We start from the raw sequence: 24,276 nt of genomic DNA, 5'->3' as shown, positions 1-24,276 counted from the left end.
GCTTTTTTAGTGCTTTAAAAACGATGTTAATCTTGCTGCAGTCGATTTCTCGCCTTTTGATAGAAGTAAGAAACAGTCAGTAAAATGACCCCGATCAGCATAAAGGCAATCACCTTTTGCACTAGCTCGAATGAAGCCATATCCAGTAATAGCACCTTAAGTGTCGATAAGGTAAATAGCCCAGCGGCAAGGCGGATCATATCGGCATTTTGTGGTTTTAAGCTGATAAACATCAACACACTGCCATGGATAACCAATAAAATCGCGCTGAGTGGGGCGGCAATAATGTTATCGAAGCTATAACTCCACATGAAGTAACTCAAGGCGAGTAACAGATGCCAACTCCACTTAAGTCCTTGTAAAGGTAAGATGCGTCTATGCAAGCGTATTGCTGCGCCGTGCTGCAAGATAAGCCTTGCTAGGAGTGCCAGTGATAAAAACTCGATTAACACAAACGAGGCATTATCACGATTAAGCCCGAGTGTTAGCTCAAAATGCAACATGATGGGCAACAGGGCTAAGCCTAAAGTGAGGCCATAGGCGAGATGGTAGCTTTCCTTTATTGCGGCTTGGATTTCGGCTACTAGGGTTAACTTCATGCTATGTAAGGCTTGGCCTACAGCTCTCTGACTTACACCTCTTTGGATCAGCAATGCAAAATAACCACTTAAGGCTAATGCCGTCATCGCTATTCCTACTGGCTCAGAATGATTAAAACCATAAACGATCACGGCCAATACCAGTGCAAAGTAATAAGGGCTTAATTGCCATTGTAGTTGCAGCAAGGGGCGCCAATGCTCGGGTAACTGGCGGTAGCGGAGCAGTGTGAAGCCCATAAACAGGGCGCCAACGGCCAGCGCCGCGAGTCCTTGCCAAGCGTGAATAAGGCAGAGCGAGGCGGTCATCAGAACCGCTAGCCAAGTGAGAATTCTGGCCTCTATGTTCAAACTCTTATGTTTAACAAAGTAGGCTAAACCTATGCTCATAAAGGTGCTCAGCCAGAGGGTGATAGCGGTATATTCCCAATGGTTGCGGATGATTTTGGGCAGCAGAATAAGCGGCAGCAGCAAATAGCAGAAGATTTGCATCGTATAAGCGGCTTTGGCAAATAAGGCATCTTTATAGTGGCGACGATACCAATAATGGGCCAAGAGTAAGGCGGTAAATAACTCAATCCGTGCCAGTTTTGCCATGAGCGGCTGGGCACTAAAGCTAAAACTGCCTGTGAGCGTTATGCCTTCAACAACCTTAAACAGCAGCGGCAATAACAAGAACCAAGCAGCAAATTCACTGAGAACGAGTCTGTCCTTTGCGCTTAAATACAGCAGTAATAGGCTGACCAGTGGCAAGATGGCGAGGTAGTAATCGCTGCTTAAAAGGTAAGCCACGAGGATAATTGTCGCCACATAAAAACCGCTTAATAGCTCTTTTAACACTCTGTTTAGCTGACTTTCTAGGGGCGAAAGCAATGCATGGTGGAGTGTTAAAAGCCGAATAACAAAGACTAAGGCGGCGCAACTTAAGGCCAGTGCTAACAGTGGAAAGCCAAAAGCTGACAAGGGAGAAATTGGCGCCCCATCGATAAAGCTTGATTCTAAAAGGCTAATGCCCGTCAGTACACTAGACGCATTGAGCCCTAATCCCATCAGTAGCAATACATAGGCTTCGGCGCGAACGGATATCAGTTCTTCTTTGGTGCCAATCCACAACAGTAATAAGGCTTCGAGCAGTAAAACTAATCCAAGGAAATCGTGGCTGAGTAAATACAGTGCGGCAAATCCCGCAAAACTGCCTGCAAAGACTAACAATAAGCCGCTGCGGGCTTTTTCTAGGTTGCCTGTGCGTTTCCAAGTTAGTTTCCAATAGAGGGCCGCGCAAATCAGAGCGTTGATTGCAAAGATTTCCCCTGCGAACTCAGTAAATTGCGTTAACTCTAATAACACAAAGGCGAGCAATGCTATCGGTAGGGCGAGTATGCGATGGCTCAGTGTATTATGTTTTTCATTATGATGGGTAAACGGCTTGGTAAATAGTAGGCTGGTGATGCCGTAGAGATAAAAGGTTGCATTAATACTGATAAGCGCCAGCAGACTGACGCCGCCAAAATCCCTGAGTGGCAATTCAATGAAATAGCTAAAGGCTTCGATGCAGCCTATGTGCAACAGGGCGGTGATTTCCAGTAATAGCGGCCATTTAAGTTTGCGACTCTGGGCAAGGGCGCCGGCACCAATAAGCAGTAAATAAGGCAGATACAATAGCGGTGCATAGCTTTGGGATAACAGCATCATAGGTGCGGTCGAACCACCGACTAAGGCGATCACGGCGATCACTTTGGCATCTAAGCGCATCGACAGGCCATAACCTGCCAAAGTGATCAATAACAGTAAAATAAAACTCGCGCTATTGGGTATTAACTCAAAATACGGCCCAATAAAGTACGCGCAGAGATAATTAAGTATGAGTCCGAGTCCGACAATACCTGAGCCAAAATCCGCCATACCCGCGCGTTTTTGGCGAATAAAAATCCCGCCCACTATGATAGCGTTCGCGCTGGCAAACCCTAGTAGCGCTTTGCCAAGTTCTGAAAACCAATGGTTGATTGAATATTGCAGTAAATACCCAAAGCCTAAGGTCAGGGTGATAATGCCTGCGACAGTCATCAAAAAGACAGGTCCTAATCCCTTGGCCTGATAATGATGGTAGAAAGATTTGACTTGCTCGTTGACTGCCGCAAAGGGTGCCATGACGGCCGCGAGTCCTTGGGATAACAACTCATCAAATTGACTCGCTGCTTGCACACTTGCCTGCAATTTGACTTCATCACTCAGTTGTTGATCTTGCGCTTGGTGTTCGGTTTTAGCGGTTTGTTCTGCTGGGGTATTTTTTGTTTTTCTTTGCCAAGGGTCTCCTTGCAAAGCGTTTTGCTGCCATGGGTTGGGTTCTGCTGGGGCTGGCGCTACGGAAGCAGGTTCAAGGGTTGGTGTTTGTGCCGCATAGGTTAATGTAGGCGCGTTATCGGCGGCGAGCACAGATGCAATCGATGAAGCACTCGCTGCCATATTCAGAGTGGTTTCAGTGGCGTCTTCAGTCGCAATTTGCTGACTTAAGGTCTCGAGCTTAGTGGAGAATTCTGCTAATTGACGACCGAGCGAAGATTGCTGCGATAAATGCAGCGATTGTAGCTGTGCCAGCTCAGCTTTTAGTTGGGCAACGTCATCCTTTAACGGCATATCTCATTCCTAAATGTTTAAGTGCTTAACTCATAAACCTTTGTCGGCAAGAAGTGTACTTGTATGTGTATTTTTCGGCTAGTTGTTGTTGATTTTTCGGAAATCTCCGACTGCGACTTTTCCAACATGTCATAGCTCTGCATAAAAAGAGCCCTGTATAAAAAAGAGCCAGATATTGCTGGCTCTCATTTAACGTGTCAATTTCGATGAGGTTATTTTTTCTGTGCTTGCAGGATCACAAATTTACCGTTGGAGGCGACTGTGGTGCAGTTCTTAAATAAGCGCTGTAATTTTACATGGTAAGCCAGATGGCGGTTGCCGACGATATGTAAGATCCCCCCTTCTTTTAAGCGGCGGCGGGCATCTAAAAACATCTGCCAGGCAATATGATCGGTAATGGCTTCACCTTGATGAAAGGGTGGGTTACACAGTACTAGATCTGGCTGCACATCATCGGGTAGATGTGTCATGCAATCGTCCCAATAGAAGTGGCCTTTGTCTGTGGGCAATTGGTTGCGTGCCCAGTTTGCCTTGGCTGATGCGACTGCCATTTCAGAATCGTCGATAAAGTGAATGTCAGCCTCTGGGAATAACTGGGCGGTGCGTAACCCCAGCACGCCATTGCCACAGCCGAGATCGACAATCGACTTAAAATCCCCTTTGGGCAGATTCTCTAGCATGATGCGTGCACCAATATCAAGTTTGTTGGCGGCAAACACATTACTTAAATTGCTGATCTCAAGTTGATATTCAGGTATGGCCCAAGTGACTTCTTTGGCTAATGGTCTTGGTTTGCCATCACTGACACAGGTGATCACTCGGGTGTTTTTCCACGCTAAGCTAGCGCTTGCGGGGCCTAAATGCTTAGCAAAGATGTCGAGTAAGGCGCTATTGATCGATTTGGATTTGGCGGCCACTAATACACGAGTACTAGCGGGTAACACTTGCGACAGGCGCGTTAGCTGGTGGGCAAAGTAGCTTAAGTTCTTAGGCAACTTCATCAGTACTAAGGCTAAGTTTTCCGGCAAGGTATCGCGGCTAGTGAACCACTGCAGATTATCCATAGGCAACTGATTGCGGCCATGATTTTGCTCTGTGCCTAAAAAGCTGGTTCTAGCATCGGTTTCAACAAATAGTGGCCAACTTGGATGCAATTTAGATAAACCGCAGCTTAAGGCGCCGAAACTGTCGTTGATAATGGCGGTTGGCACGGCGGCTTGCTCTGACTCAATAAGGCTTTTGAGTAAGTGTTCATCGGCGGCATCCCAAGCTTGAAGATTGGATTCCTGCTGAGTTGGATACCGTAAGAGTTCGAGTTCAACACCCGCTACTGAAAATTGTGTTGTCATGTGCCACACTGCGCCAATAAATTTAAGGCGCAGATTATCGCAGATTTCATGGTTGAGTGCGACGGCTCGCATGGAGGGCATCAATGCAGCAAGGTAAGTTAGGGTTTGATACAGAGGGTGAGGCTCAAATTAAACCGCCCATCACCTTAGTGCGGGGTTATCTTAATGCTGAGCAGCAAGCGGCGCTAATGAAAGAAGCGCAGACCTATCCCTTAAGTCGCCCCGAAATCCAAGTCTTCGGTCAGTTTCACGCGATCCCTCGCCAGCAAGTGTGGTTTGGCGATCTGGGCTGCGACTATTTATATTCAGGACTGTTTATCCGCGCCCTACCTTGGCCTAAATATGCTCACAAGTTGAGGGATAAGTTAGCGCGGGATTATGGCTTGGAGAGCAACGGGGTATTAGTGAATCGCTACGCCGATGGTAAAGATTGTATGGGCGCCCACAGTGATGATGAACCTGAAATTGCTCAGGGGAGTCATATTGCTTCTATTACCCTAGGCGCCACACGGGATTTTGTGCTTAAGCATAAGCACAGCCAAACCAAGTACAGCATCAGTTTGCACAGTGGCGATCTACTGATCATGCATTGGCCCATGCAAAGTGATTGGCTGCATAGCCTCCCTAAACGGTTGAAAGTAAAAGAGCCACGTTGGAACTACACCTTTAGGCAATTAGTTGTAAATTATCATGGCTAAGATCTGTAATCGAAATGTGGCAATGGTAATAAAATAAAGTAAGCAATCTTGATGAGTGAATTTGATCTTTTGCACTTGAAGCAGTACTCTGCGCCCACTGGATTTTCCCATTCTGAGACTCGAATATGTCCAATACCCAAGAGCCAGTCACAGTGGCTAATATTATCACCCATAAGTTAACAGAAAACTTCTCACCGACCCACTTAGAAGTCCTTAACGAAAGCTATCGCCACCATGTGCCACCCAATTCCGAAACCCACTTTAAAGTGGTGTTGGTCAGTGAACTGTTTGATGGGTTACGCTTATTGGCTCGCCATCGTTTAGTCAATAGCTGCTTAGCCCATGAATTGGCAACGGGAGTGCATGCTTTATCTATACATACGTTCACCCAGAGCGAATGGGATGCTAACGTCGAAGTGCCAAAGACGCCTAATTGTCGTGGTTAAGCTATTAACCTGCTGCGCATCTTGAGCCACTCCATGGGAGTGGCTTTTTGTTTTAGGTCAAATGAAGGGCATTCTTTAGTTTCCCTGTCGAATTTTCTGTGTTAACAATATGTTTTATTTTTAAAGGCGTTAAGCACTTTGCGATCGCGTAAATATGAGTATTTGATAAGACTCGATGCGCAGTGTGGGAGAAACTCGATGCATAAGTTTGGTAGCCTGCTTTTAGCGGTATTACTTTTAGGATTAGGTGGTTGTAAGCCACCATCCAGCAATACAGAAAAGGCAACACCAGACATTGCACTTAGAGCCGATGCGCAGATTATTGAATGGAAACTCGCGACCTCTTGGCCTAAAAACTTTCCAGGCTTAGGTATGGCTCCCGAACGATTTGCACGTTTAGTTGATGAGATGTCCAATGGCCGTTTAAAAATCACTGTCTATGGTGCGGGTGAGCTTATGCCTGCTTTTGCTGTTTTTGATGGCGTGAGTCAGGGCAAAATTCAAATGGCCCACGCGACTTCCTTCTACTGGAAAGGTAAATCTCCTGCGGCGCAGTTTTTTTCATCGATTCCCTTTGGTATGACTGCACAAGAAATGAATGGTTGGCTTCACTATGGTGGCGGAATGGCACTGTGGGAAGAGGTCTATCGACCCTTTGGGGTTATTCCGCTGGCTGGGGGCAATACGGGGATGCAAATGGGCGGTTGGTTTAATAAGCCCATTAATACCATTGCCGATTTTAAAGGATTGAGGGTCCGTATGCCGGGATTGGGTGGGGAAGTCTTAAAACGTGTTGGCGCTGTACCTGTTAATATGGCGGGGCGTGAGATCTATACAGCGTTGCAAACAGGTTCAATCGATGCGGCAGAATGGGTTGGACCCGTCAATGATCTTGCTTTTGGCTTGCATAAAGTGGCTAAGTTTTACTATTACCCCGGCTGGCATGAACCTGGTTCAAATATGGAATTTTTGATTAATAAAGCGGCATTTGAGAATTTGCCCGCCGATCTTAAGGCTATAGTCAAGGTTGCTGCCCGAGCCATTAATCAAGATATGCTCGATGAATATACTTCCCGCAATGTGTTAGCACTTGATACATTGGTCAAAGATAAAGGGGTGGTATTGAAAGAATTTCCCCCTGCGGTGTTGTCCGAGCTTGAGAGAATTTCAAGTCAAGTTATTGAGGACCAAGCAAATCAAGATCCTTTGATGAAGATTGTCCATGATGCATACCGAACCTATGAGAGAGGTGTGCGCCAATATCACAAAATATCGGAAGATGCCTATAGTCAGCATCGTCAGCATTAGTATTTGATTTGTGATTTTATCTTTAATTAACTTATTATCGGCCTAATTTATTTAGTGTTATGCTTGCCGTCTATAAATAGACTGTTGCAGTGGCGTTGATGTCGCCCTGAGAATTTGGAGATCCCCATGCCATTACTTGATAGCTTTACCGTTGACCATACTCGAATGAATGCTCCTGCGGTACGTGTTGCGAAACATATGAGTACACCAAAGGGTGATGCCATTACCGTATTTGACCTACGTTTTTGTACGCCGAATAAAGAAATCCTGAGCGAGCGTGGCATTCATACGCTGGAACATTTATTTGCAGGCTTTATGCGTGATCACTTAAACAGCAGCAATGTTGAAATTATTGATATTTCTCCAATGGGATGCCGTACAGGCTTTTATATGAGCTTAATTGGAGAGCCAACCGAGCATCAAGTTGCTGTGGCATGGTTAGCGGCGATGGAAGATGTATTAAAAGTCGTTGAGCAATCCGAAATTCCAGAGCTCAATGAGTACCAGTGCGGAACCTATGAGATGCATTCATTAGAGCAGGCGCAAGAGATCGCCCGTAATATCATCGCAGCAGGTGTGAGTGTGAATCGTAATGATGATTTAAAATTAAGTGATGAGATATTAGGTAAGCTATAAGCCATCATTCGTAGGGGAAAGCCATCCTTAACGGGCTTAACGACTCACAATGTCCTAGTGATATGAAGAAAGCGACCGTAGTCGCTTTTTTTTTCAAATAAATTCAGCTATTTTACAACTTAATAACAAATCGTGCGCTAACCAACATTATTTTGGGAGCTTGGCATGTCTAGTCGTTACTTTATCCTATCGTTTTGTGCCGTTGCGGTTTCTGTTCACTATTCAAGTCATCTTTTTGCGAATCCTCTCGACTCTCAAACCATCAATCTTTATGAAGTGAATGATATTTACCACAGTAGCGATGATGTGATAGCGCTGAGTCGCTTGAAAACCTTGACAATATTACCAGCCGATCGCAGCGGCAATCCTGCTAATATCAGTATGCGTTCAGTTAGCCAAGGTGTGGCCGTGTTGCAGGACCGCGTTTACTTCTCACCGGCACCTTATTCAGCACCACAATTACAGTTATTGCCTAATCTACTGCAACAGCAAAGTGTGACAGTTACGCCATTATCGGAGATGACTGTTGGTGGGCAGGGGGCATTTGGGGTGATCAGCTATCAGAGCATTGCGATGCTAGATCAAGCACAAGAGAACAAAATCACAGTTGAAGGTTCGACTGACTCCGATATGAGTGCTGAAATGAATTGGGGGGTTAAGCAGAAAGAATATGGCACGATATTAGCGGTTAACTATGAAAAGAATAAAGGTGAGGGTGATTTTTTCACTGGCCGCGATACGGATAGAACAAGCACTGACATTCTTTTTAAGATTAATGCATCGAGTCTATTAGGGGCTAGAAACCCTCAGATGACCGAGTTTACCTATCAGTTTCTCGATGTTGATAGTTATCGCTCACTCTTGGGGGTGACTGGCGCCGACTGGTTGAAAAATCCCATGATGCAGTATTCCGCTAGCGCGGAAGACCAAGCCATAGGTCGATACCATAAATATCAACTTTCCCATCAGGTTAACCTCGGTAATAGCCAATTTATCACGGACTTTTATTATCACTCCTATGCCCAACAGTTAAGCCAAGTGAACCAATTCAATGGGCTCGTGATAGATAGGCAAAGTCTTGCCGAGATCGCCGCATTTGATCGCCAGCCTTGGAATAGTGGTGCTGAACTTGCCGCCCTTGAGCAGGATAATGATTACAGCGCTTTTGGCGCGCAGACCCAATCTGTAAATCAGTATGGTGAACATCAAATTATTTACAGTGCTCGTTATCATACGGATAAAGCTGAAATGCGATTTGCAGAGCAGCAATCAATGTGGCTGCCAGATAGAAGTATTGTCAAGGCTGCATCATCTTCGATATTGGCCTATACAGATGATGCAACGGCATTGACTTCATCAGTTGATTCATTACTTAAATGGGAAGGATTACAGTTTAAGCTGGGCGTTACCTATGAGCATGTTGATGTTAATCGTGAGGTGCATTCAGCCTATGCCGGACTCGATGCTGTTGATTTTTCTGACAGTGATTGGATGCCGCAGTTGGGGGTTTTCTACGATGCGGGGAATTGGCGTTTTAGTACGGATATTCGACGGGCTTGGACGGCCGCGAGTGCGGGAAATTTTGAACAGGAAGCACAGGTCTCACTCCATTACCAAGTGAGTATGCAATATGCCCTTGAGGGGTTTAATGCCAATCTTAAAGCCTACATGCAGGAGTTTGATAATCTGCATGTGGATTGCAACGCTTATTCTTTATGTGCTGATGCGCGTTTATTCACCCAAGAGAATATTCCTGATGTGCAGACCTATGGCATTGAAGTGAGTCTGGGCTATTTGTGGAATGTTGAACATCTGACGTTTCCCCTCTCACTGAATTACCAATATATCAATTCAGAATACCAAACCAATACTTGTACCGAGATCCAAGGTTGTGTGTTCGCGGGTGATAAAATGGCGTGGCTACCCGAACAGCAACTGCAATTTAGCGCAGGAATGAAATACGAAGCGTATGAAGTTAATGTCAATGCGTTTTACCAATCGGAAAGGGAGTTGAGTCAGTTTGGTGCTGAATTAACCCCCATTGCTGGGCAGCTAAGGGTAGATTTAGCCGCAAGTTATCAATTTGATCGCCATCATCGATTTTATTTTAGAGTCGAAAATCTGTTGGATGAGTCTTTGGTAACAACAGCATCAAATAGCGGAATTCGAGTTGAAAATGGACGTATCAGCTATTTGGGGTATCAATGGCGTTTCTAAGCTACAGGATATCTTGTCTGGGATAATGCAGCGTGATCACGATAACACTCCTTAGTGGGTGTTTTTGACTAACATCGACCTTTCGCTAAATTAACTCTTTAAAAATTAATGTTATAGTACTTCCCGACCGGAATATTGTCTCTTTCTGGCCATTCACTCGGCCGGAAGGTGAACGCCGTAGCGCATGATTCTTTTAAATCCGTATTTTAGGTTTGAAAACACCTATAATTTTCGTGGCGATGCCAAGTCAATTGGGGTAAAATGCGCGCGACCAGCGTGATTGCGATCGCATTTCCGTGATAAATCTGCGCTAGCTCAATGCAGTGGGTTTTGTTTAAAACCTCAGTATTTAGCAGGAACGCGGCGCATTGTCTTTCCTTCAAAACGTAGTGCTTGTGGATATGATTACAATTAAGAAAGGATTGGAACTGCCTATAGCAGGCGGACCAGAGCAAGTTATCCATAATGGCCCAGCCATTAAACATGTAGCTACTTTGGGTGAAGAGTATATTGGCTTACGTCCTACAATGAAGATTAAAGTGGGCGATAAAGTACAAAAAGGCCAGGTTCTTTTTGAAGATAAGAAGAATTTAGGCGTTAAATATACGGCTTTAGCCAGTGGTACTATATTAGACATTAACCGGGGCGCCCAGCGTGTGTTGCAGTCTGTTGTTATTCAAGTGGAAGGAAACGACAGCGTTTCCTTTGCTAAGTATGACGCCACTGCTCTCGATACGCTCGACTCGCAACTGGTCCGTGATAATCTGATTGAATCAGGTTTATGGACTGCTTTGCGTACACGTCCTTTCAGCAAAGTTCCTGCTGTAGATTCATCTGCCGCTGGTATTTTTGTAACCGCAATTGATACTCAACCTCTTGCCGCTGATCCTGTTGTAGTGATCCGTGAGCATAAAGAAGATTTTGCTAATGGTCTTAAGATCTTAGCACGACTCACCGAAGGTAAAGTTTACCTTTGTAAAGCACCAGGCGCCGATATTCCTGCCGCAAACGCCCAAGTTGAAGAATTTGCTGGCGTTCACCCTGCGGGTTTAGTGGGTACTCATATCCATTTCTTATTACCTGCATCTGCAAAACGTACCGTTTGGCATATTGGTTACCAAGATGTAATAGCAATTGGTCAGCTATTTACGACGGGTGAACTCAATACTGAACGTGTGGTTGCTATAGCGGGTCCTAAAGCGGCTAAACCAAGATTGGTACGTACAGTTTTGGGTGCGAGCATGGCGGAATTAACTGCAGGTGAAACCTTAGCGGGTAATGTGCGTCTGATTTCAGGCTCTGTACTGAACGGTCGTACTGCTGTGGGTCCTCAAGGATACTTAGGCCGCTACCATGTTCAAGTGAGTTTGCTAGAAGAAGGTACTGAGAAAGAGTTTTTAGGTTGGGTATTACCAGGCTCAAACAAATTCTCTATTACTCGTGCATTCCTTGGGCATCTGACACCTTCTCGTTTGTTCAGTATGACAACGAGCACGGGCGGTTCAGATCGCGCTATGGTGCCAATTGGTAACTACGAGCGTGTGATGCCATTGGATATTCTTCCTACTATGTTGCTGCGTGACTTAGTTTCAGGTGATTTTGACGGCGCTGCTACGTTAGGCGCGTTAGAGTTGGATGAAGAAGATCTCGCACTGTGTACGTTCGTATGTCCAGGCAAATATGACTACGGTTCATATCTGCGTGACTGTCTAGATACGATCGAGAGGGAAGGCTAATGAGCTTGAAAGATTTTTTCGAACGTATTGAACCCGACTTTGAAAAAGGCGGTAAATACGAAAAGTTTTATGCCCTATTCGAAGCGGCATACACGATTTTTTATACGCCAGGTAAAGTGAACAAAGGTAAAACCCATGTTCGCGATAACCTCGACCTAAAACGTATGATGATTACGGTTTGGGCCTGTGCATTCCCCGCGATGTTTGTGGGTATGTACAACGTAGGTTTACAAGCACAATTAGCGTTAATCGCTGGTTTTGCGACCCCAGATGTATGGCAAGTGAGTTTGTTTGGCATGTTCGGTACTGAACTGACGGCAAATTCTGGCTGGCCAGCATTAATGTGGTATGGCGCCTGTTTCTTCCTGCCTATCTATGCGGTGACATTCGCCATCGGTGGTATTTGGGAAGTGTTGTTTGCCGCTATCCGTGGCCATGAAGTTAACGAAGGTTTCTTCGTAACCTCTATCCTGTTCGCCTTAACGCTACCAGCGACGATTCCATTATGGATGGTGGCACTAGGTATCACCTTTGGTGTGGTCGTGGCTAAGGAAGTGTTCGGTGGTACTGGTCGTAACTTCTTAAACCCTGCCCTTGCTGGTCGTGCTTTTCTGTTCTTTGCTTATCCGCTGAACATGTCAGGTGACACTACATGGGTTGTGGCAGATGGTTATTCAGGTGCGACAGCGCTGAGCCAAGCAGCTGCGGGCAGTTTAGATTATGCCTTCAACCAAAACTGGTGGGATGCCTTCTTCGGTTTTATCCCAGGTTCTGTCGGTGAAGTGTCTACATTAGCGATTCTATTAGGTGGTTTGGTCATCATCTATACCCGTATTGCTTCATGGCGCATCGTTGGCGGTGTGATGGTCGGTATGATTGCCATTTCAACCTTGCTGAACCTGATTGGTAGCGATACTAATCAAATGTTTGCAATGCCTTGGTACTGGCACTTAGTGTTAGGTGGCTTTGCATTTGGCATGATGTTTATGGCGACAGACCCAGTGTCAGCGTCATTTACTAACCAAGCTAAATGGGCATACGGTATCTTGATTGGTGCAATGGCTGTGTTTATCCGCGTGATTAACCCTGCATTCCCAGAAGGCATGATGTTGGCAATTTTGTTTGCTAACTTGTTCGCGCCATTGTTCGACCACTTTGTGGTTCAGGCAAATATCAAGCGGAGGATTGCCCGTGGCTAGTAATAAAGATTCGTTCGGCAGAACGTTATTTATCGTCGTTGGCTTATGTCTAATTTGTGCGATATTTGTGTCTACTGCAGCAGTGTTACTGCGCCCGACTCAAGCAGAAAATAAACTGCTTGATAAGCAAAAGTACATTCTGGAAGCCGCTGGTCTTATCGATACTAAAGCGGGCAAAGTGACCAAAGCGCAAATTTTGGAAACTTATAGCAAACATATCGAAGCTAAACTCGTTAACTTGAAAACCGGTGATTGGGTTGATGGTGTTGACGCTGATAAATTTGATCAACGCAAAGCGTCTCGGGATGTGAAAACTTCATTTGTACCTGAGCACGATATTGCTTCTATCAAACGTGTTGCTGAGAATGCTGTGGTTTATCTGGTGCGTGATGATCAAGGTAAATTAACGAGCGTGATCCTGCCCGTTCATGGTTATGGCCTATGGTCGACTATGTATGCCTTCCTTGCGATGGATGCAGACTTAAACACAGTGCAAAGCTTAGTCTACTACGAGCACGGCGAAACGCCGGGCTTAGGTGGCGAAGTGCAAAATGCTCAGTGGAAAGCGAAATGGCAGGGTAAGAAGTTATTTGATGAGCAAGGTAAACTCGCTATCAGCATAACCAAAAATCCCGCAGTGGCCAGCACTGAGTTTGGTGTAGACGCATTGTCTGGCGCGACATTAACCAGTAACGGTGTGCAACATTCACTGACATTCTGGTTGGGTAAAGAAGGTTTTGCGAGTTTCATTGAAAAAGCACGCAATGGAGGTCTCAGCTAATGTCTGACGCTAAAGAACTGAAACAGGTTCTGACTGGACCTATAGTCAACAACAACCCAATTGCACTCCAAATTCTTGGTGTATGTAGTGCGCTAGCAGTAACGAGTAAACTCGAGACTGCACTGGTAATGGCGTTGGCATTAACTGCGGTAACTGCGTTTTCGAACCTGTTTATCTCGTTAATTCGTAATCACATTCCAAGCAGTGTGCGTATTATCGTACAGATGACCATTATTGCCTCTTTGGTTATCGTGGTTGACCAATTGCTGCAAGCTTATGCTTACCAGATCTCTAAGCAATTGTCGGTATTTGTTGGTTTAATTATTACCAACTGTATCGTAATGGGCCGCGCTGAAGCCTATGCGATGAAAACACCGCCAATGATGAGCTTTATGGATGGTATCGGCAACGGTTTAGGTTACGGTGTGATTCTATTAGCCGTTGGCTTCGTACGTGAACTGTTTGGTAACGGTTCGCTATTCGGTGTCCAAATCCTGCACAAGATCTCTGAGGGTGGCTGGTATCAACCTAACGGTATGTTATTACTGCCTCCGAGTGCGTTCTTCCTAATTGGTATTCTAATTTGGATTATTCGTACCTATAAGCCAGAGCAAGTTGAAGCAAAAGGGTAAGTGCGATGGAACATTATATTAGCCTGTTAATTCGCTCTGTTTTCATTGAAAACATGGCACTGGCCTTCTTCCTTGGTATGTGTACTTTCTTGGCCGTTTCTAAGAAAGTGACTACTGCCATGGGCCTAGGGATTGCGGTAGTTGTAGTGTTAACTATCTCTGTTCCTGCGAACCAAGTTATCTATCAAGGGCTGTTAGCTCCTGGTGCACTTGCTTGGGCTGGCGCACCTGAAGCTGACTTAAGCTTCTTGAAATTCATTACCTTTATCGGTGTGATTGCTGCTTTAGTTCAAATACTAGAAATGGCACTGGATAAATATTTTCCACCTTTGTACAACGCGTTAGGTATTTTCTTACCTTTGATCACTGTGAACTGTGCGATTTTTGGTGCGGTATCATTCATGGTTGAGCGTGACTACAAACTGGGCGAAAGTGTGGTATTTGGTTTCGGCTCTGGAATAGGTTGGGCATTAGCTATCGTATTGATGGCCGGTATCCGTGAGAAGCTGAAGTATGCCGATGTGCCTAATGGCCTGCGTGGTTTAGGGATTACCTTTATTACCGCTGGTTTAATGGCCTTAGGTTTCATGTCGTTTTCAGGTGTGTCCCTGTAAGAGACACTCAACGGCTTCTTGAATTGGACCTTCTAAGGATAAGTTAATGGATATTCTTGGTATTTTTAAATCTACTCCACTTGAGGTTTACCTCGGTGTGAGTATGTTTACTGCTATCGTCCTGATCTTGGTATTAGTGATTTTATTCGCTAAATCTAAGTTAGTGGCGAGCGGTGACATCACGATCGGTATTAATGACGATCCTGAAAAAGCAATAAAAACCGGTGCGGGCGGCAAGTTATTAGGCGCTCTTGCCAATAACGGTATTTTCGTATCGAGTGCATGTGGTGGTGGTGGTTCTTGCGGCCAATGCCGCGTAGTGATTAAGTCTGGCGGCGGTGATATTCTGCCGACTGAACTTGACCACATCAGCAAAGGTGATGCCCGTAAAGGTTGTCGTCTTTCTTGTCAGGTTAACGTCAAAAACGATATGGAAATCGAGCTTGACGAAGAAATCTTCGGTATCAAAAAATGGGAATGTACTGTTATCTCTAATGATAATAAAGCCACTTTCATTAAAGAACTGAAGCTACAAATTCCTGATGGCGAGTCTGTACCATTCCGTGCGGGTGGTTATATCCAAATCGAAGCGCCAGCTCATCACATTAAATATGCAGATTTCGACGTACCTGCACAATACCGTGGTGACTGGGAGCACTTTGGTTTCTTCAATCTTGAATCTAAGGTTGATGAAGAAACGATTCGTGCATACTCAATGGCTAACTACCCAGAAGAGTTCGGTATTATCATGCTGAACGTGCGTATTGCTACGCCTCCACCACGTAACTTGACATTGCCTTGCGGTAAGATGTCATCTTATATTTGGAGCTTAAAAGCGGGTGATAAAGTGACGATTTCTGGTCCATTTGGTGAGTTCTTCGCGAAAGATACCGATGCAGAAATGGTGTTTATCGGTGGTGGCGCGGGTATGGCACCAATGCGTTCGCACATTTTCGACCAACTTAAGCGTCTTAAATCTAAGCGTAAGATGAGCTTCTGGTACGGTGCGCGTTCTAAGCGTGAAATGTTCTATGTTGAAGATTTTGATGGTCTCGCGGCTGAAAATGATAACTTCGTATGGCATGTGGCGCTGTCCGATCCTCAACCTGAGGATAACTGGGATGGTTATACTGGTTTCATCCATAACGTACTGTATGAAAACTATCTGAAAGACCACGAAGCGCCTGAAGATTGTGAGTTCTACATGTGTGGACCTCCAATGATGAACGCTGCCGTCATTGGTATGTTGAAAAATCTTGGTGTCGAAGACGAAAACATCCTGTTGGATGACTTCGGCGGCTAATGTTCATTAGCCTAGGATGAGAAAAGTTGCAGATGTTGAGGTTAATCTTTCATCTGCAACTTTTGCATTTAAGGGCACAAATAAGAGTAGTAGGTCACTATGTTTCAGACCTTAAAGATCAATACCTCAGCATTAAAGTATTCAGTGAACTGGCTAGTCCTCGTAGGGCTGGCCTTTTTTGTTTCAGCCTGTTCAAAGCAAAATGAAGTCATTTCGTTAGCTGGTAGCACTATGGGCACGACTTATCATATTAAAGTCGTCCCGAATGAGCAGATGCCAACGGCGCAGTTACTTCAAGCAGAAATTGATTTAGCCCTTGAGCTAGTCAATGACCAGATGTCGACGTATCGACCTAATTCAGAATTATCCCGTTTCAACCAATTGCCATTAGAGCAAAGCGTTGAAGTCTCACCAGATACCATTAAAGTGGTGCAAGAGGGAATACGTTTATATCAAGTGACGGATAAGGCACTTGATATTACCTTAGGTCCTTTGGTTAATCTGTGGGGATTTGGGCCAGACAAGCGTCCCACTAAAGTCCCCACTCAAGCTGATATTGATGCAGCGAAAGCGAAAACGGGAATTAGTGAACTCTCTGTTGAAGGTAACCGTTTAAGAAAGCACAATGCCCATTTATATGTTGATCTTTCATCGATAGCTAAAGGCTTTGGTGTTGATAAAGTGGCTTCTATTTTAGATAAATATCATGCTAGCGGTTATCTAGTGGAAATTGGCGGCGAGCTGAGTATTAAAGGAACCAAGGGAGATGGTAGCTCTTGGCGCGTGGCTATAGAGCAGCCAACCGATGAGGGTGTGGCAGTGCAACAGGTGATTGAGCCAGGCACTATGGCAATGGCGACCTCTGGTGATTATCGTAATTACTACGAGGAAGATGGCCAACGTTTTACCCATATTATTGATCCCCGCACTGGTTTACCTGTCAATCATAAGCTAGCCTCTGTGACCGTTTTGCATAAAGATTGTATGACCGCGGACGGTTTTGCGACGGCAATGATTGTTTTGGGTACTGAAGCATCATTGGAGCTTGCCAAGAAAGAACACTTGGCGATAATGCTAATAGAAAAGCAAGGCGAAGGATTTAAAGTCTACTACAGTGACGCCTTCAAGCCTTTCCTTAAGTAGTTGGAGTTAACATGAGCACTTTTATCGCGGCATTTGTGATTTTATTACTGTTCTTTTTGCTGATGTCGATAGGTTATCTTATCAAGCGCAAAGCCGTTGAGGGAAGTTGTGGCGGTTTAGGTGTATTAGGGATTGAGAAAGCCTGTGATTGTGATGATCCCTGTGACAAACGTAAACGTCGAATGGCGGCCGAAGAAGCTCGCCGTGAGAAGTTAACGAAAGACCGGATTATTTAGAACATCTCGAATCGACAATAGCCTCCCTACATTGGAGGCTATTTTTTTTGCTTATATTTTATTACTCATTTGAGATTTATCCTTGGTATTTGAGTGGGATAGGACGTTAATCTAAGCGGAAATGAGAATGGTTTTTATAATTAAATAGATGAAATATAAAGATAATTTGAGTTTGCAGCTAAACTGTACTAGGCTAGAAGCTTGATTTAGATCAATCTTTTCACGTTTACCAAGGATCGTAACTTATGAAAGGTCATCCAAAAGTGGTGGGACAACTGAATCGGGTGCTTACCTGTGAGTTGACGGCCATCAACCAATATTTTCTCCATGCCAGAATGTTTAAGCATTGGGGTTTTGAGAAGCTAAACCACGTCGAATATAAAAAATCTATTCAGGATATGAAGCACGCCGATAAGCTTATTGAACGCGTGTTGTTTCTGGAAGGATTGCCCAATCTGCAGCAACTTGAAAAATTGCGCATCGGTGAGCACAGCCAAGAAATGCTCGATTGTGATTATGCGATGGTGCAAGAGCAGTTAACGCTGCTACGTGATGCCATTACCCTGTGTGAAGCTGAGCAAGACTATGTGAGCCGAGATTTATTAGAAGATATTCTTGAAGACGAAGAAGAGCATTTAGATTGGCTCGAGTCTCAGCAGGAGTTGATCTCGTTAACGGGTATCCAAAATTATCTGCAATCACAAATCAGTGAATCATAGGAGCGAAATATGAAAGGCGATAAAGATATCATCGATGCGTTAAATCGACTCCTAACGGGAGAACTCTCGGCAATGGATCAGTATTTTGTCCATGCCCATATGTACGAAGATTGGGGCTTGAATGAACTCTATGAGCGTATCGCCCATGAGTCAGATGATGAGAAAGCCCATGCAGCAAAACTCGTGCAGCGTATTTTATTCCTCGAAGGTACGCCTAATGTTGCTGCCCGTGAGGCATTGAATATAGGTAAAGATGTAGAAGAAATGCTACGTAATGATCTCGCCTACGAATACAAGGTCGCGGATGATTTACGTAAAGTGATCGCCCTATGTGAGCAGAAGCAAGATTACCAGACTCGAGAAATACTTGAAGTGTTGCTTGACGATACTGAGTCTGATCATATGTATTGGCTCGAAAAACAACTTGGACTTATTGACCGTGTTGGACTGCAAAACTATCTGCAAACTAAGATGTAACGTCTACATGAAGATCAGCGGGTTTGCCTCGCTGATCTTATTTCTACTTTTGTACATATACTTAATCTTTTATACAGTTTATCTAACTATAAAAATCCGCCCTCACAAATTCATCCTCTGCCATCTTTATTAAATTCAGCTAATTCTGTTATGTGTGTAATGTCCTTTCTTTACAAATAGTTGTTTACGTTTTTTATATGAATTTCATCTGTTGTTGCCCCGTAAAAATTGTTAACGTGTAAAACTGTTTTTGCGCCTTATATTGTTAAATGTTGTCGGTCTGACGGGGATATAGATGGGATATATAAAACGTTCTCTAAGTTTGCAGTTGGTTGTGACGATTGTCAGCGCCTTAGCAGTACTCCTTACCTTAGTTGCCGTTTTGTTGGTAACGAAAGAAAGTAATAATACTCGTAAGCAAGTCGATGAGGATATTTCGGCACTTGTTGCATTAAAAGCCAATGAAATCAGTGGATATTTTATTGCTAAGGGTCAGGTCATCCACTCCATATTTGCTGAACCGGGTTTAGTGAGTTGGTTTAGCCAGTATCATGCCCGTGGCAGCAATCTTGCCGCTGATAGCCAATATCAAAATATTATTCGTTATTTCAAATCCTTTTCTGAGCGCGATCCCGATATAAAATCCGTATTTTTTGGTTCGGCTAATACGTTTGAATATTTTGATCTCAATGGTCGTTTCGATGGCGACCCCAATTATTACACCAATAAACGACCTTGGTGGCAGGAGGCTATCGACCAACGTGGACTCTTTGTGGGCGACCCTGCAGTGGATGCTAACGATGGCTCTATCTCTGCTACGGTTAAAACTCCTGTCTATGGGGCAAATGGTGAATTGATTGGTATCGGTGGTATGGATATTTTGATCGATACTATTGGTAAATCCCTGTTAGCACCGATCAAATATCGCAATTTTGGTCAGGCTTTCCTGATGACCGATGACGGCAAGCTGGTTTATTTCCCTGGATTTTCTGAGCGTTTTCCACCGGGCTCTTTAGCTAGTCAAGTCGACAGTCAGTTTGAAAATACGTCTGGATTCGCCTTACTAAGACAACAGATGCAACGGGAAGCTCAAGGCTTTGCTGAAGTGACGTTTAATGGCGTGCCACAGAGAGTCACTTTTGTATCTGTCGGAGGGGATTATCCTAAGCAAAAATGGCACTTAGCCTTTATGTTACCCCATGAGGTAATAGAAGCGCCTGTGACAGTGGCCTTTTGGAATGCGTGTTTAGTTGCTATCGGCATTATGCTATTAGTCGGAATAACGGTTTGGTTAATGTTGCTGCCCTTTAGACGTCAGTTATCTAAGCTATTGGATGCGATGGAGGATATTGCTGAAGGTGATAGCGATCTTTCTCAACGTATTCTAATGGATCGAGAAGATGAATTAGGCAAACTGGGTGATGCCTTTAACCGCTTTGCTGAAAAAGTTCAGCATATGTTATTGCATACCCGCACGCTAACGCAGGAAGTCGGTACAGGGGTGGAAGATGCTCGGCAAGTGTGTGAATTAGCCGTATCTTCAGTGTCATCTCAGAAACAGCAAATCGATTCTGTGGCAACCGCAGCGACACAAATGGCACAGACGAGCCAAGAGATGGCGGTGAGTGCCCAAAGAGCAAATGATTTTGCACAGAAAGCACAAACTCAAGCCCACGATGGTACTCAGATTGTTTCACGTGCGACAGAAGGGATGAAAGTACTATCTCTGCAAGTTATTGAGGCTGCAAAAGTGATTAAACACTTACGTAATAGCTCAGAACAAATCGGTGAGGTATTGAGTGTTATTCGTCATATTGCCGAGCAAACTAATCTACTGGCGCTCAATGCGGCTATCGAAGCGGCCCGTGCGGGTGAACAAGGCCGTGGCTTTGCTGTGGTGGCAGATGAAGTGCGTACGTTGGCATCGCGAACCCAAGATTCTACCGCTAATATTCAGGGCATTATTCAGACATTACAACAAAGTGCATTACAGGCAGAACAAGTGATGGAGTCTGGCGTTGAGCAGGCAAAAGCAGGTCAGGATCTGACGACTCAAGTGGAGCAAGCATTAAATGATATCGCAAATGCCATTGTGTCTATTCAGCAACAAACCGTAGAAATTACCGTGGCAATTGGTCAACAGGCGGTAGTGGCTGAGGAAGTGGCGCAAAACGTTGAGAATGTCCGTGGTTTATCGGATCAATCTTTGTTATCCAGCCAAGATCTATCGCAAAGTCTACAGGGCTTTGAACATGTAACCCGTAAACTCACCTTAAATATTGGGCAATTCAAAATCTGATCTCAGGTAGACGCGTCATCAATAAAAGGAGCTTCGGCTCCTTTTGTTTTATCTGTGGGTAAGAGAATAAGTGTGTATAGAGCACTTGATTACTGGTTTTATATACAGTATTTTGACGTTGGAGGAATTCAACGTGCGAAAAATTATTCACATCGATATGGACTGCTATTTTGCAGCAGTAGAAATGCGTGACTTTCCCGAGTACCGTGGCAAGCCTTTAGCCGTGGGTGGCAGTCGTGAACGTCGCGGTGTGATCAGCACTTGTAGTTACGAGGCGCGTAAATTTGGGGTACGTTCGGCGATGGCGACTTCCTATGCCTTTAAGCTGTGTCCCAATCTTATTTTGGTTCCCGGTCGGATGCAGGTTTACAAAGAAGTATCGCTACACATTCGTGAAATCTTCTCCCGCTACACGCCATTGATTGAACCGCTTTCCTTAGATGAAGCCTATTTAGATGTGAGTGAGTGCCAACAATATAAGGGTTCTGCAACCTTAATTGCTGAGGCTATTCGCCGTGATATCTTAGCCGAAACGGGTTTAACGGCTTCGGCGGGGATAGCACCAGTGAAGTTTTTGGCAAAGGTTGCCTCGGATCTGAATAAGCCTAACGGGCAATATGTGATCACACCAGAGATGCTTCCTGAGTTTGTTAAGACCTTATCGCTACGTAAAATTCCCGGAGTGGGTAAAGTCACCGCTGAAAAGTTAACATCCCTTGGGTTAAACACTTGTGGTGATGTGCAGGTTTATTCAAAACAAGAGTTGCTCTCCCGTTTTGGTAAATTGGGTGCAGTGCTAATTGAGCGCGCCCATGGCATTGACGGACGGGGAATTTCCATCGATCGTGAGCGTAAGTCCGTTGGCGTTGAGACCACTCTCGCCAAGGATATTTATACCTTAGAACAGTGCCAGCAGGTGATGCCGGGATTAATCCAAGAGTTGGCGTTGCGTTTAAGCCGCAGCGCTAAGGATCGAAAGATCCATAAGCAAGTCGTTAAACTTAAATTTAGCGATTTTAAACAAACCACCATAGAGCATCGCACTGAGGAGGTTTCAGTGAACCTGTTTTATGATCTTCTTACTCAGGCATTAGCTAGGCAGGATGCTCGGGGGATCCGGCTTGTGGGTATTTCTGTAGGATTAGCCGATTCAACACTTTATGTCGCATCAACATTAAACACCCAGACTCAGCTTGATTTAGCGCTCTAGGCACTTATTGAGTCGATCAATTTCATCACCAACTCGAATCGCTTAATAAGCTGAGGGTGGGTTTTCCAGCATAAAATCAATCAAGAGCCTAACCCGTAGAGGAAGATTATCGCGATCGCGATACATCAAGTAAGCGGTACGCGGAGCACCTTTCCACTCGGGCAGTATTTGAATAAGCTTGCCGCTTTGTATTCGTTCACTCGCCATGCTAATTGGTAATAGTCCAATACCGAGCCCTGCCATCACAGCTTGACTGGCGATAGCCATATCATCGACGGCTAATTTGATATTGCCCCTCGGCTCAAATTCGAAATCTTGCCCAGTGATATTATGTTGTAAGCGCCATGTTTTAGCTGGTTTTGCGATAATAACGGGATGTTGTTCGAGCTCCTCTATAGATTGCAGAGAATGCCATTGCGTTGCCGAACTACTGGCGCAAAGCACAAAGCTAATGGTGGTGAGTGGCCTTGCAATCCAATCAGGATCTTTAGGCTCGCCAACCCGAAAGGCGATATCAATCGCGTTTTCACTGACATCGATATTCATATTCGACAGGCTTAAATCGATATCGATATTAGGATAGCGTAATTGAAAGGCGTTGAGTGATTCCCCCAGCCAAAGGTAGGTGGTGTTGATGGGTGCTGAGATCCGCAGTTTTCCAACCGCTTGATGTTTATCGGCATGCAGCTCACCCGATACTTGGTTTAACTCGATAAACAGTGGGCCGCAACGTTCGAGATAACGCTGACCTGTGGCGGTAAGATTTACCCTATGGGCGTCTCGGTGCAGTAAGCGCAACCCTAAAGACTGTTCTAATAGATTGATTCGACGACTTAAGGTAGACGGTGGAATACCTAAATGCTCAGCCGCGAGCTTAAAACTGCCCTGCTGTGCCACAACCCAAAATAAACGCATATCGTCTAGGGAATAATTAAGTTTCATATTTGGAATTTAAGCTCTCAATCTTGCTAGTTTTAATAATATATGAAACTTATAAACTAAGCTCAATCCCAATTCCCTCCCAAGAGGCAGATATGAAATCCCATACCCCTTACCTGACATTCGTTTGTCTACTGATTTGTGTTTTTAGCTGGGGCAGTGTGTTTCCCATTGCTAAGCGAGTGCTGGAGGAGATGTCGGGAGAATCCCTCGTTTTCTGGCGGTTTACCATAGCCGCGGTCACGCTGGCGTTATATATCGCTTTTACGCGTCAAGCTTGGCCCAAATTGAGCTTGGGGCAATACACAGTCATCGCGTTGGTGGGCGTGATTGGTGTTGGTGGTTTAAACCTCGCCTTATTTAATGGTCTACAACACACCTCTGCGGCCAATGGCGCCTTGATTATGGCACTCAGCCCGCTGGTGACTTCAATCGTCAACGCACTATTGCAACGTGAATGGCTCAGCAGGCAACAAGTGTTTAGCTTAGTGGGTGGTTTGGCTGGCGTGCTACTGGTTATCACTAACGGCAGTTTGCAGCAATTGCTCAATTTTAGTGTTAACCAAGGTGACTTGATGGTTGCTGCGGGGATGTTCGCTTGGAGTGGTTATACTATCTGTTCGCAACGGGTTGGGCATTGGTTACCAGTGCTGCCATTTACCTTGCTGAGTATGATTGCGGCAAGTGTATCTATGTCCGTGGTTGGGCTTGGTCGTGGTGAATTTCATCCTTGGCAGGAGTTGATGGGACTGTCGATGATAGCCTTTTCCAGCGTGCTCTACATTGGTCTATTTGCGACTGTGCTGGGTTATTTATTTTGGATTAATGGTGTTAAGGCGCTTGGCCCTGCTAAGGCATCGGTCTTTTTCAATCTCGTGCCTGTCTTTGCTGCATTAACTGCTTTAGCCATGGGGCAGGCGGTAACGGAAATTCAATTGGTGGGTATGGCGATAGTGATCCTCGCGTTGATGTTACCTATGTTGGTTAATCTACGTGCAACAAGAGGCTTAGTAGTTAAGCGTTGTTAATTTGCTTTGAGGTCGGTTTAGGTGAGTTACTACTTGTTTGTAGTCGCTATTTAGTTGAGCGGTAAACTTGTTCCAG

The 24,276-nt window shown here is 44.9% G+C and carries 21 protein-coding genes; 18 read left to right on the top strand and 3 right to left on the bottom strand.

Annotated elements, in window-relative coordinates; translation table 11 throughout:
* Positions 1 to 26: 26 nt before the first annotated feature.
* Both SPUTW3181_RS16850 and SPUTW3181_RS16845 read right to left on the bottom strand, forming a co-directional pair.
* Positions 27 to 3,230 (bottom strand): DUF2339 domain-containing protein, encoded by a 3,204-nt coding sequence (locus tag SPUTW3181_RS16850; protein WP_011790506.1) that lies wholly within the window; start codon positions 3,228 to 3,230, stop codon positions 27 to 29.
* A 212-nt stretch (positions 3,231 to 3,442) separates the two neighbouring features.
* On the bottom strand, positions 3,443 to 4,579 hold the full coding sequence (locus SPUTW3181_RS16845; RefSeq protein WP_041408455.1) for a methyltransferase: 1,137 nt from the start codon (positions 4,577 to 4,579) through the stop codon (positions 3,443 to 3,445).
* Between the two features lie 83 nt (positions 4,580 to 4,662).
* On the opposite strand from SPUTW3181_RS16845, the gene SPUTW3181_RS16840 reads away from it, so the two are divergent.
* The 17 genes from SPUTW3181_RS16840 (at position 4,663) to dinB (ending at position 22,233) form a co-directional block, all read left to right on the top strand.
* Complete coding sequence (locus tag SPUTW3181_RS16840; protein WP_011790504.1) at positions 4,663 to 5,277, top strand: alpha-ketoglutarate-dependent dioxygenase AlkB family protein; 615 nt, start codon at positions 4,663 to 4,665, stop codon at positions 5,275 to 5,277.
* A 125-nt stretch (positions 5,278 to 5,402) separates the two neighbouring features.
* Positions 5,403 to 5,723 (top strand): BolA family protein, encoded by a 321-nt coding sequence (locus SPUTW3181_RS16835; RefSeq protein WP_011790503.1) that lies wholly within the window; start codon positions 5,403 to 5,405, stop codon positions 5,721 to 5,723.
* A 198-nt stretch (positions 5,724 to 5,921) separates the two neighbouring features.
* Positions 5,922 to 7,031, top strand: coding sequence for a TRAP transporter substrate-binding protein (locus SPUTW3181_RS16830; RefSeq protein ID WP_011790502.1), 1,110 nt, complete (start codon positions 5,922 to 5,924; stop codon positions 7,029 to 7,031).
* Between the two features lie 126 nt (positions 7,032 to 7,157).
* Positions 7,158 to 7,667: an S-ribosylhomocysteine lyase gene (gene luxS, locus SPUTW3181_RS16825; RefSeq protein WP_011790501.1), complete on the top strand. Its 510-nt coding sequence runs from the start codon at positions 7,158 to 7,160 to the stop codon at positions 7,665 to 7,667.
* Between the two features lie 165 nt (positions 7,668 to 7,832).
* On the top strand, positions 7,833 to 9,884 hold the full coding sequence (locus SPUTW3181_RS16820) for a TonB-dependent receptor (RefSeq protein ID WP_011790500.1): 2,052 nt from the start codon (positions 7,833 to 7,835) through the stop codon (positions 9,882 to 9,884).
* 401 nt (positions 9,885 to 10,285) lie between these two features.
* The gene (locus SPUTW3181_RS16815; protein ID WP_011790499.1) at positions 10,286 to 11,620 is read left to right on the top strand and encodes a Na(+)-translocating NADH-quinone reductase subunit A; all 1,335 of its coding nucleotides are present in this window, start codon (positions 10,286 to 10,288) and stop codon (positions 11,618 to 11,620) included.
* Positions 11,620 to 12,819: an NADH:ubiquinone reductase (Na(+)-transporting) subunit B gene (locus SPUTW3181_RS16810; protein ID WP_011790498.1), complete on the top strand. Its 1,200-nt coding sequence runs from the start codon at positions 11,620 to 11,622 to the stop codon at positions 12,817 to 12,819. Before SPUTW3181_RS16815 ends, SPUTW3181_RS16810 begins: the two co-directional genes overlap by 1 nt.
* Positions 12,812 to 13,600 carry a Na(+)-translocating NADH-quinone reductase subunit C gene (locus tag SPUTW3181_RS16805; RefSeq protein ID WP_011790497.1) on the top strand — a complete coding sequence of 263 codons (789 nt, stop codon included), beginning with the start codon at positions 12,812 to 12,814 and terminating at the stop codon, positions 13,598 to 13,600. Before SPUTW3181_RS16810 ends, SPUTW3181_RS16805 begins: the two co-directional genes overlap by 8 nt.
* Positions 13,600 to 14,232 (top strand): NADH:ubiquinone reductase (Na(+)-transporting) subunit D, encoded by a 633-nt coding sequence (locus SPUTW3181_RS16800; protein ID WP_011790496.1) that lies wholly within the window; start codon positions 13,600 to 13,602, stop codon positions 14,230 to 14,232. The genes SPUTW3181_RS16805 and SPUTW3181_RS16800 overlap by 1 nt, the downstream gene beginning before the upstream one ends.
* A gap of 5 nt (positions 14,233 to 14,237) precedes the next feature.
* Positions 14,238 to 14,846 carry an NADH:ubiquinone reductase (Na(+)-transporting) subunit E gene (gene nqrE, locus SPUTW3181_RS16795; protein WP_011790495.1) on the top strand — a complete coding sequence of 203 codons (609 nt, stop codon included), beginning with the start codon at positions 14,238 to 14,240 and terminating at the stop codon, positions 14,844 to 14,846.
* Between the two features lie 46 nt (positions 14,847 to 14,892).
* Positions 14,893 to 16,149, top strand: coding sequence for an NADH:ubiquinone reductase (Na(+)-transporting) subunit F (gene nqrF / locus SPUTW3181_RS16790; RefSeq protein ID WP_011790494.1), 1,257 nt, complete (start codon positions 14,893 to 14,895; stop codon positions 16,147 to 16,149).
* A gap of 99 nt (positions 16,150 to 16,248) precedes the next feature.
* Complete coding sequence (locus SPUTW3181_RS16785; RefSeq protein ID WP_011790493.1) at positions 16,249 to 17,292, top strand: FAD:protein FMN transferase; 1,044 nt, start codon at positions 16,249 to 16,251, stop codon at positions 17,290 to 17,292.
* Positions 17,293 to 17,303: 11 nt separating this feature from the next.
* On the top strand, positions 17,304 to 17,528 hold the full coding sequence (nqrM, locus tag SPUTW3181_RS16780) for a (Na+)-NQR maturation NqrM (protein WP_007645837.1): 225 nt from the start codon (positions 17,304 to 17,306) through the stop codon (positions 17,526 to 17,528).
* Between the two features lie 245 nt (positions 17,529 to 17,773).
* Complete coding sequence (gene bfr, locus SPUTW3181_RS16775; protein ID WP_011790492.1) at positions 17,774 to 18,247, top strand: bacterioferritin; 474 nt, start codon at positions 17,774 to 17,776, stop codon at positions 18,245 to 18,247.
* Between the two features lie 9 nt (positions 18,248 to 18,256).
* Positions 18,257 to 18,724: a bacterioferritin gene (bfr, locus tag SPUTW3181_RS16770; protein WP_011790491.1), complete on the top strand. Its 468-nt coding sequence runs from the start codon at positions 18,257 to 18,259 to the stop codon at positions 18,722 to 18,724.
* A gap of 295 nt (positions 18,725 to 19,019) precedes the next feature.
* A complete protein-coding gene (locus SPUTW3181_RS16765; RefSeq protein ID WP_011790490.1) occupies positions 19,020 to 21,023 on the top strand; it encodes a methyl-accepting chemotaxis protein in 2,004 nt (667 codons plus the stop codon).
* Positions 21,024 to 21,156: 133 nt separating this feature from the next.
* Positions 21,157 to 22,233 carry a DNA polymerase IV gene (gene dinB / locus SPUTW3181_RS16760; RefSeq protein ID WP_011790489.1) on the top strand — a complete coding sequence of 359 codons (1,077 nt, stop codon included), beginning with the start codon at positions 21,157 to 21,159 and terminating at the stop codon, positions 22,231 to 22,233.
* A gap of 42 nt (positions 22,234 to 22,275) precedes the next feature.
* Here dinB and SPUTW3181_RS16755 read toward each other — a convergent pair whose 3' ends face one another.
* Entirely contained in the window at positions 22,276 to 23,175 is a 900-nt protein-coding gene (locus SPUTW3181_RS16755) for a LysR family transcriptional regulator (protein WP_011790488.1), read from the bottom strand.
* A gap of 92 nt (positions 23,176 to 23,267) precedes the next feature.
* Here SPUTW3181_RS16755 and SPUTW3181_RS16750 point away from each other — a divergent pair, with 92 nt between their 5' ends.
* Positions 23,268 to 24,200 (top strand): DMT family transporter, encoded by a 933-nt coding sequence (locus SPUTW3181_RS16750; protein ID WP_011790487.1) that lies wholly within the window; start codon positions 23,268 to 23,270, stop codon positions 24,198 to 24,200.
* Positions 24,201 to 24,276: the final 76 nt, after the last annotated feature.

This window comes from Shewanella sp. W3-18-1 (assembly GCF_000015185.1).
Classification (GTDB): Bacteria; Pseudomonadota; Gammaproteobacteria; order Enterobacterales; family Shewanellaceae; genus Shewanella; species Shewanella putrefaciens.
Note: the sequence above shows the minus strand (reverse complement) of the source record. Positions and strands in the feature narration are given on the sequence as shown.

What these genes read in the sequence shown, in the direction of transcription:
- SPUTW3181_RS16830 (WP_011790502.1), top strand. Translation starts at nt 5,922, where the DNA reads ATGCATAAGTTTGGTAGCCTGCTTTTAGCGGTATTACTTTTAGGATTA.
- SPUTW3181_RS16820 (WP_011790500.1), top strand. Translation starts at nt 7,833, where the DNA reads ATGTCTAGTCGTTACTTTATCCTATCGTTTTGTGCCGTTGCGGTTTCT.
- SPUTW3181_RS16765 (WP_011790490.1), top strand. Translation starts at nt 19,020, where the DNA reads ATGGGATATATAAAACGTTCTCTAAGTTTGCAGTTGGTTGTGACGATT.
- SPUTW3181_RS16750 (WP_011790487.1), top strand. Translation starts at nt 23,268, where the DNA reads ATGAAATCCCATACCCCTTACCTGACATTCGTTTGTCTACTGATTTGT.
- SPUTW3181_RS16845 (WP_041408455.1), bottom strand. Translation starts at nt 4,579, where the DNA reads ATGACAACACAATTTTCAGTAGCGGGTGTTGAACTCGAACTCTTACGG.
- nqrM (WP_007645837.1), top strand. Translation starts at nt 17,304, where the DNA reads ATGAGCACTTTTATCGCGGCATTTGTGATTTTATTACTGTTCTTTTTG.
- bfr (WP_011790491.1), top strand. Translation starts at nt 18,257, where the DNA reads ATGAAAGGCGATAAAGATATCATCGATGCGTTAAATCGACTCCTAACG.
- SPUTW3181_RS16850 (WP_011790506.1), bottom strand. Translation starts at nt 3,230, where the DNA reads ATGCCGTTAAAGGATGACGTTGCCCAACTAAAAGCTGAGCTGGCACAG.
- SPUTW3181_RS16815 (WP_011790499.1), top strand. Translation starts at nt 10,286, where the DNA reads ATGATTACAATTAAGAAAGGATTGGAACTGCCTATAGCAGGCGGACCA.
- luxS (WP_011790501.1), top strand. Translation starts at nt 7,158, where the DNA reads ATGCCATTACTTGATAGCTTTACCGTTGACCATACTCGAATGAATGCT.
- SPUTW3181_RS16755 (WP_011790488.1), bottom strand. Translation starts at nt 23,175, where the DNA reads ATGAAACTTAATTATTCCCTAGACGATATGCGTTTATTTTGGGTTGTG.
- nqrF (WP_011790494.1), top strand. Translation starts at nt 14,893, where the DNA reads ATGGATATTCTTGGTATTTTTAAATCTACTCCACTTGAGGTTTACCTC.
- SPUTW3181_RS16840 (WP_011790504.1), top strand. Translation starts at nt 4,663, where the DNA reads ATGCAGCAAGGTAAGTTAGGGTTTGATACAGAGGGTGAGGCTCAAATT.
- SPUTW3181_RS16810 (WP_011790498.1), top strand. Translation starts at nt 11,620, where the DNA reads ATGAGCTTGAAAGATTTTTTCGAACGTATTGAACCCGACTTTGAAAAA.
- SPUTW3181_RS16800 (WP_011790496.1), top strand. Translation starts at nt 13,600, where the DNA reads ATGTCTGACGCTAAAGAACTGAAACAGGTTCTGACTGGACCTATAGTC.
- bfr (WP_011790492.1), top strand. Translation starts at nt 17,774, where the DNA reads ATGAAAGGTCATCCAAAAGTGGTGGGACAACTGAATCGGGTGCTTACC.
- nqrE (WP_011790495.1), top strand. Translation starts at nt 14,238, where the DNA reads ATGGAACATTATATTAGCCTGTTAATTCGCTCTGTTTTCATTGAAAAC.
- SPUTW3181_RS16785 (WP_011790493.1), top strand. Translation starts at nt 16,249, where the DNA reads ATGTTTCAGACCTTAAAGATCAATACCTCAGCATTAAAGTATTCAGTG.
- SPUTW3181_RS16835 (WP_011790503.1), top strand. Translation starts at nt 5,403, where the DNA reads ATGTCCAATACCCAAGAGCCAGTCACAGTGGCTAATATTATCACCCAT.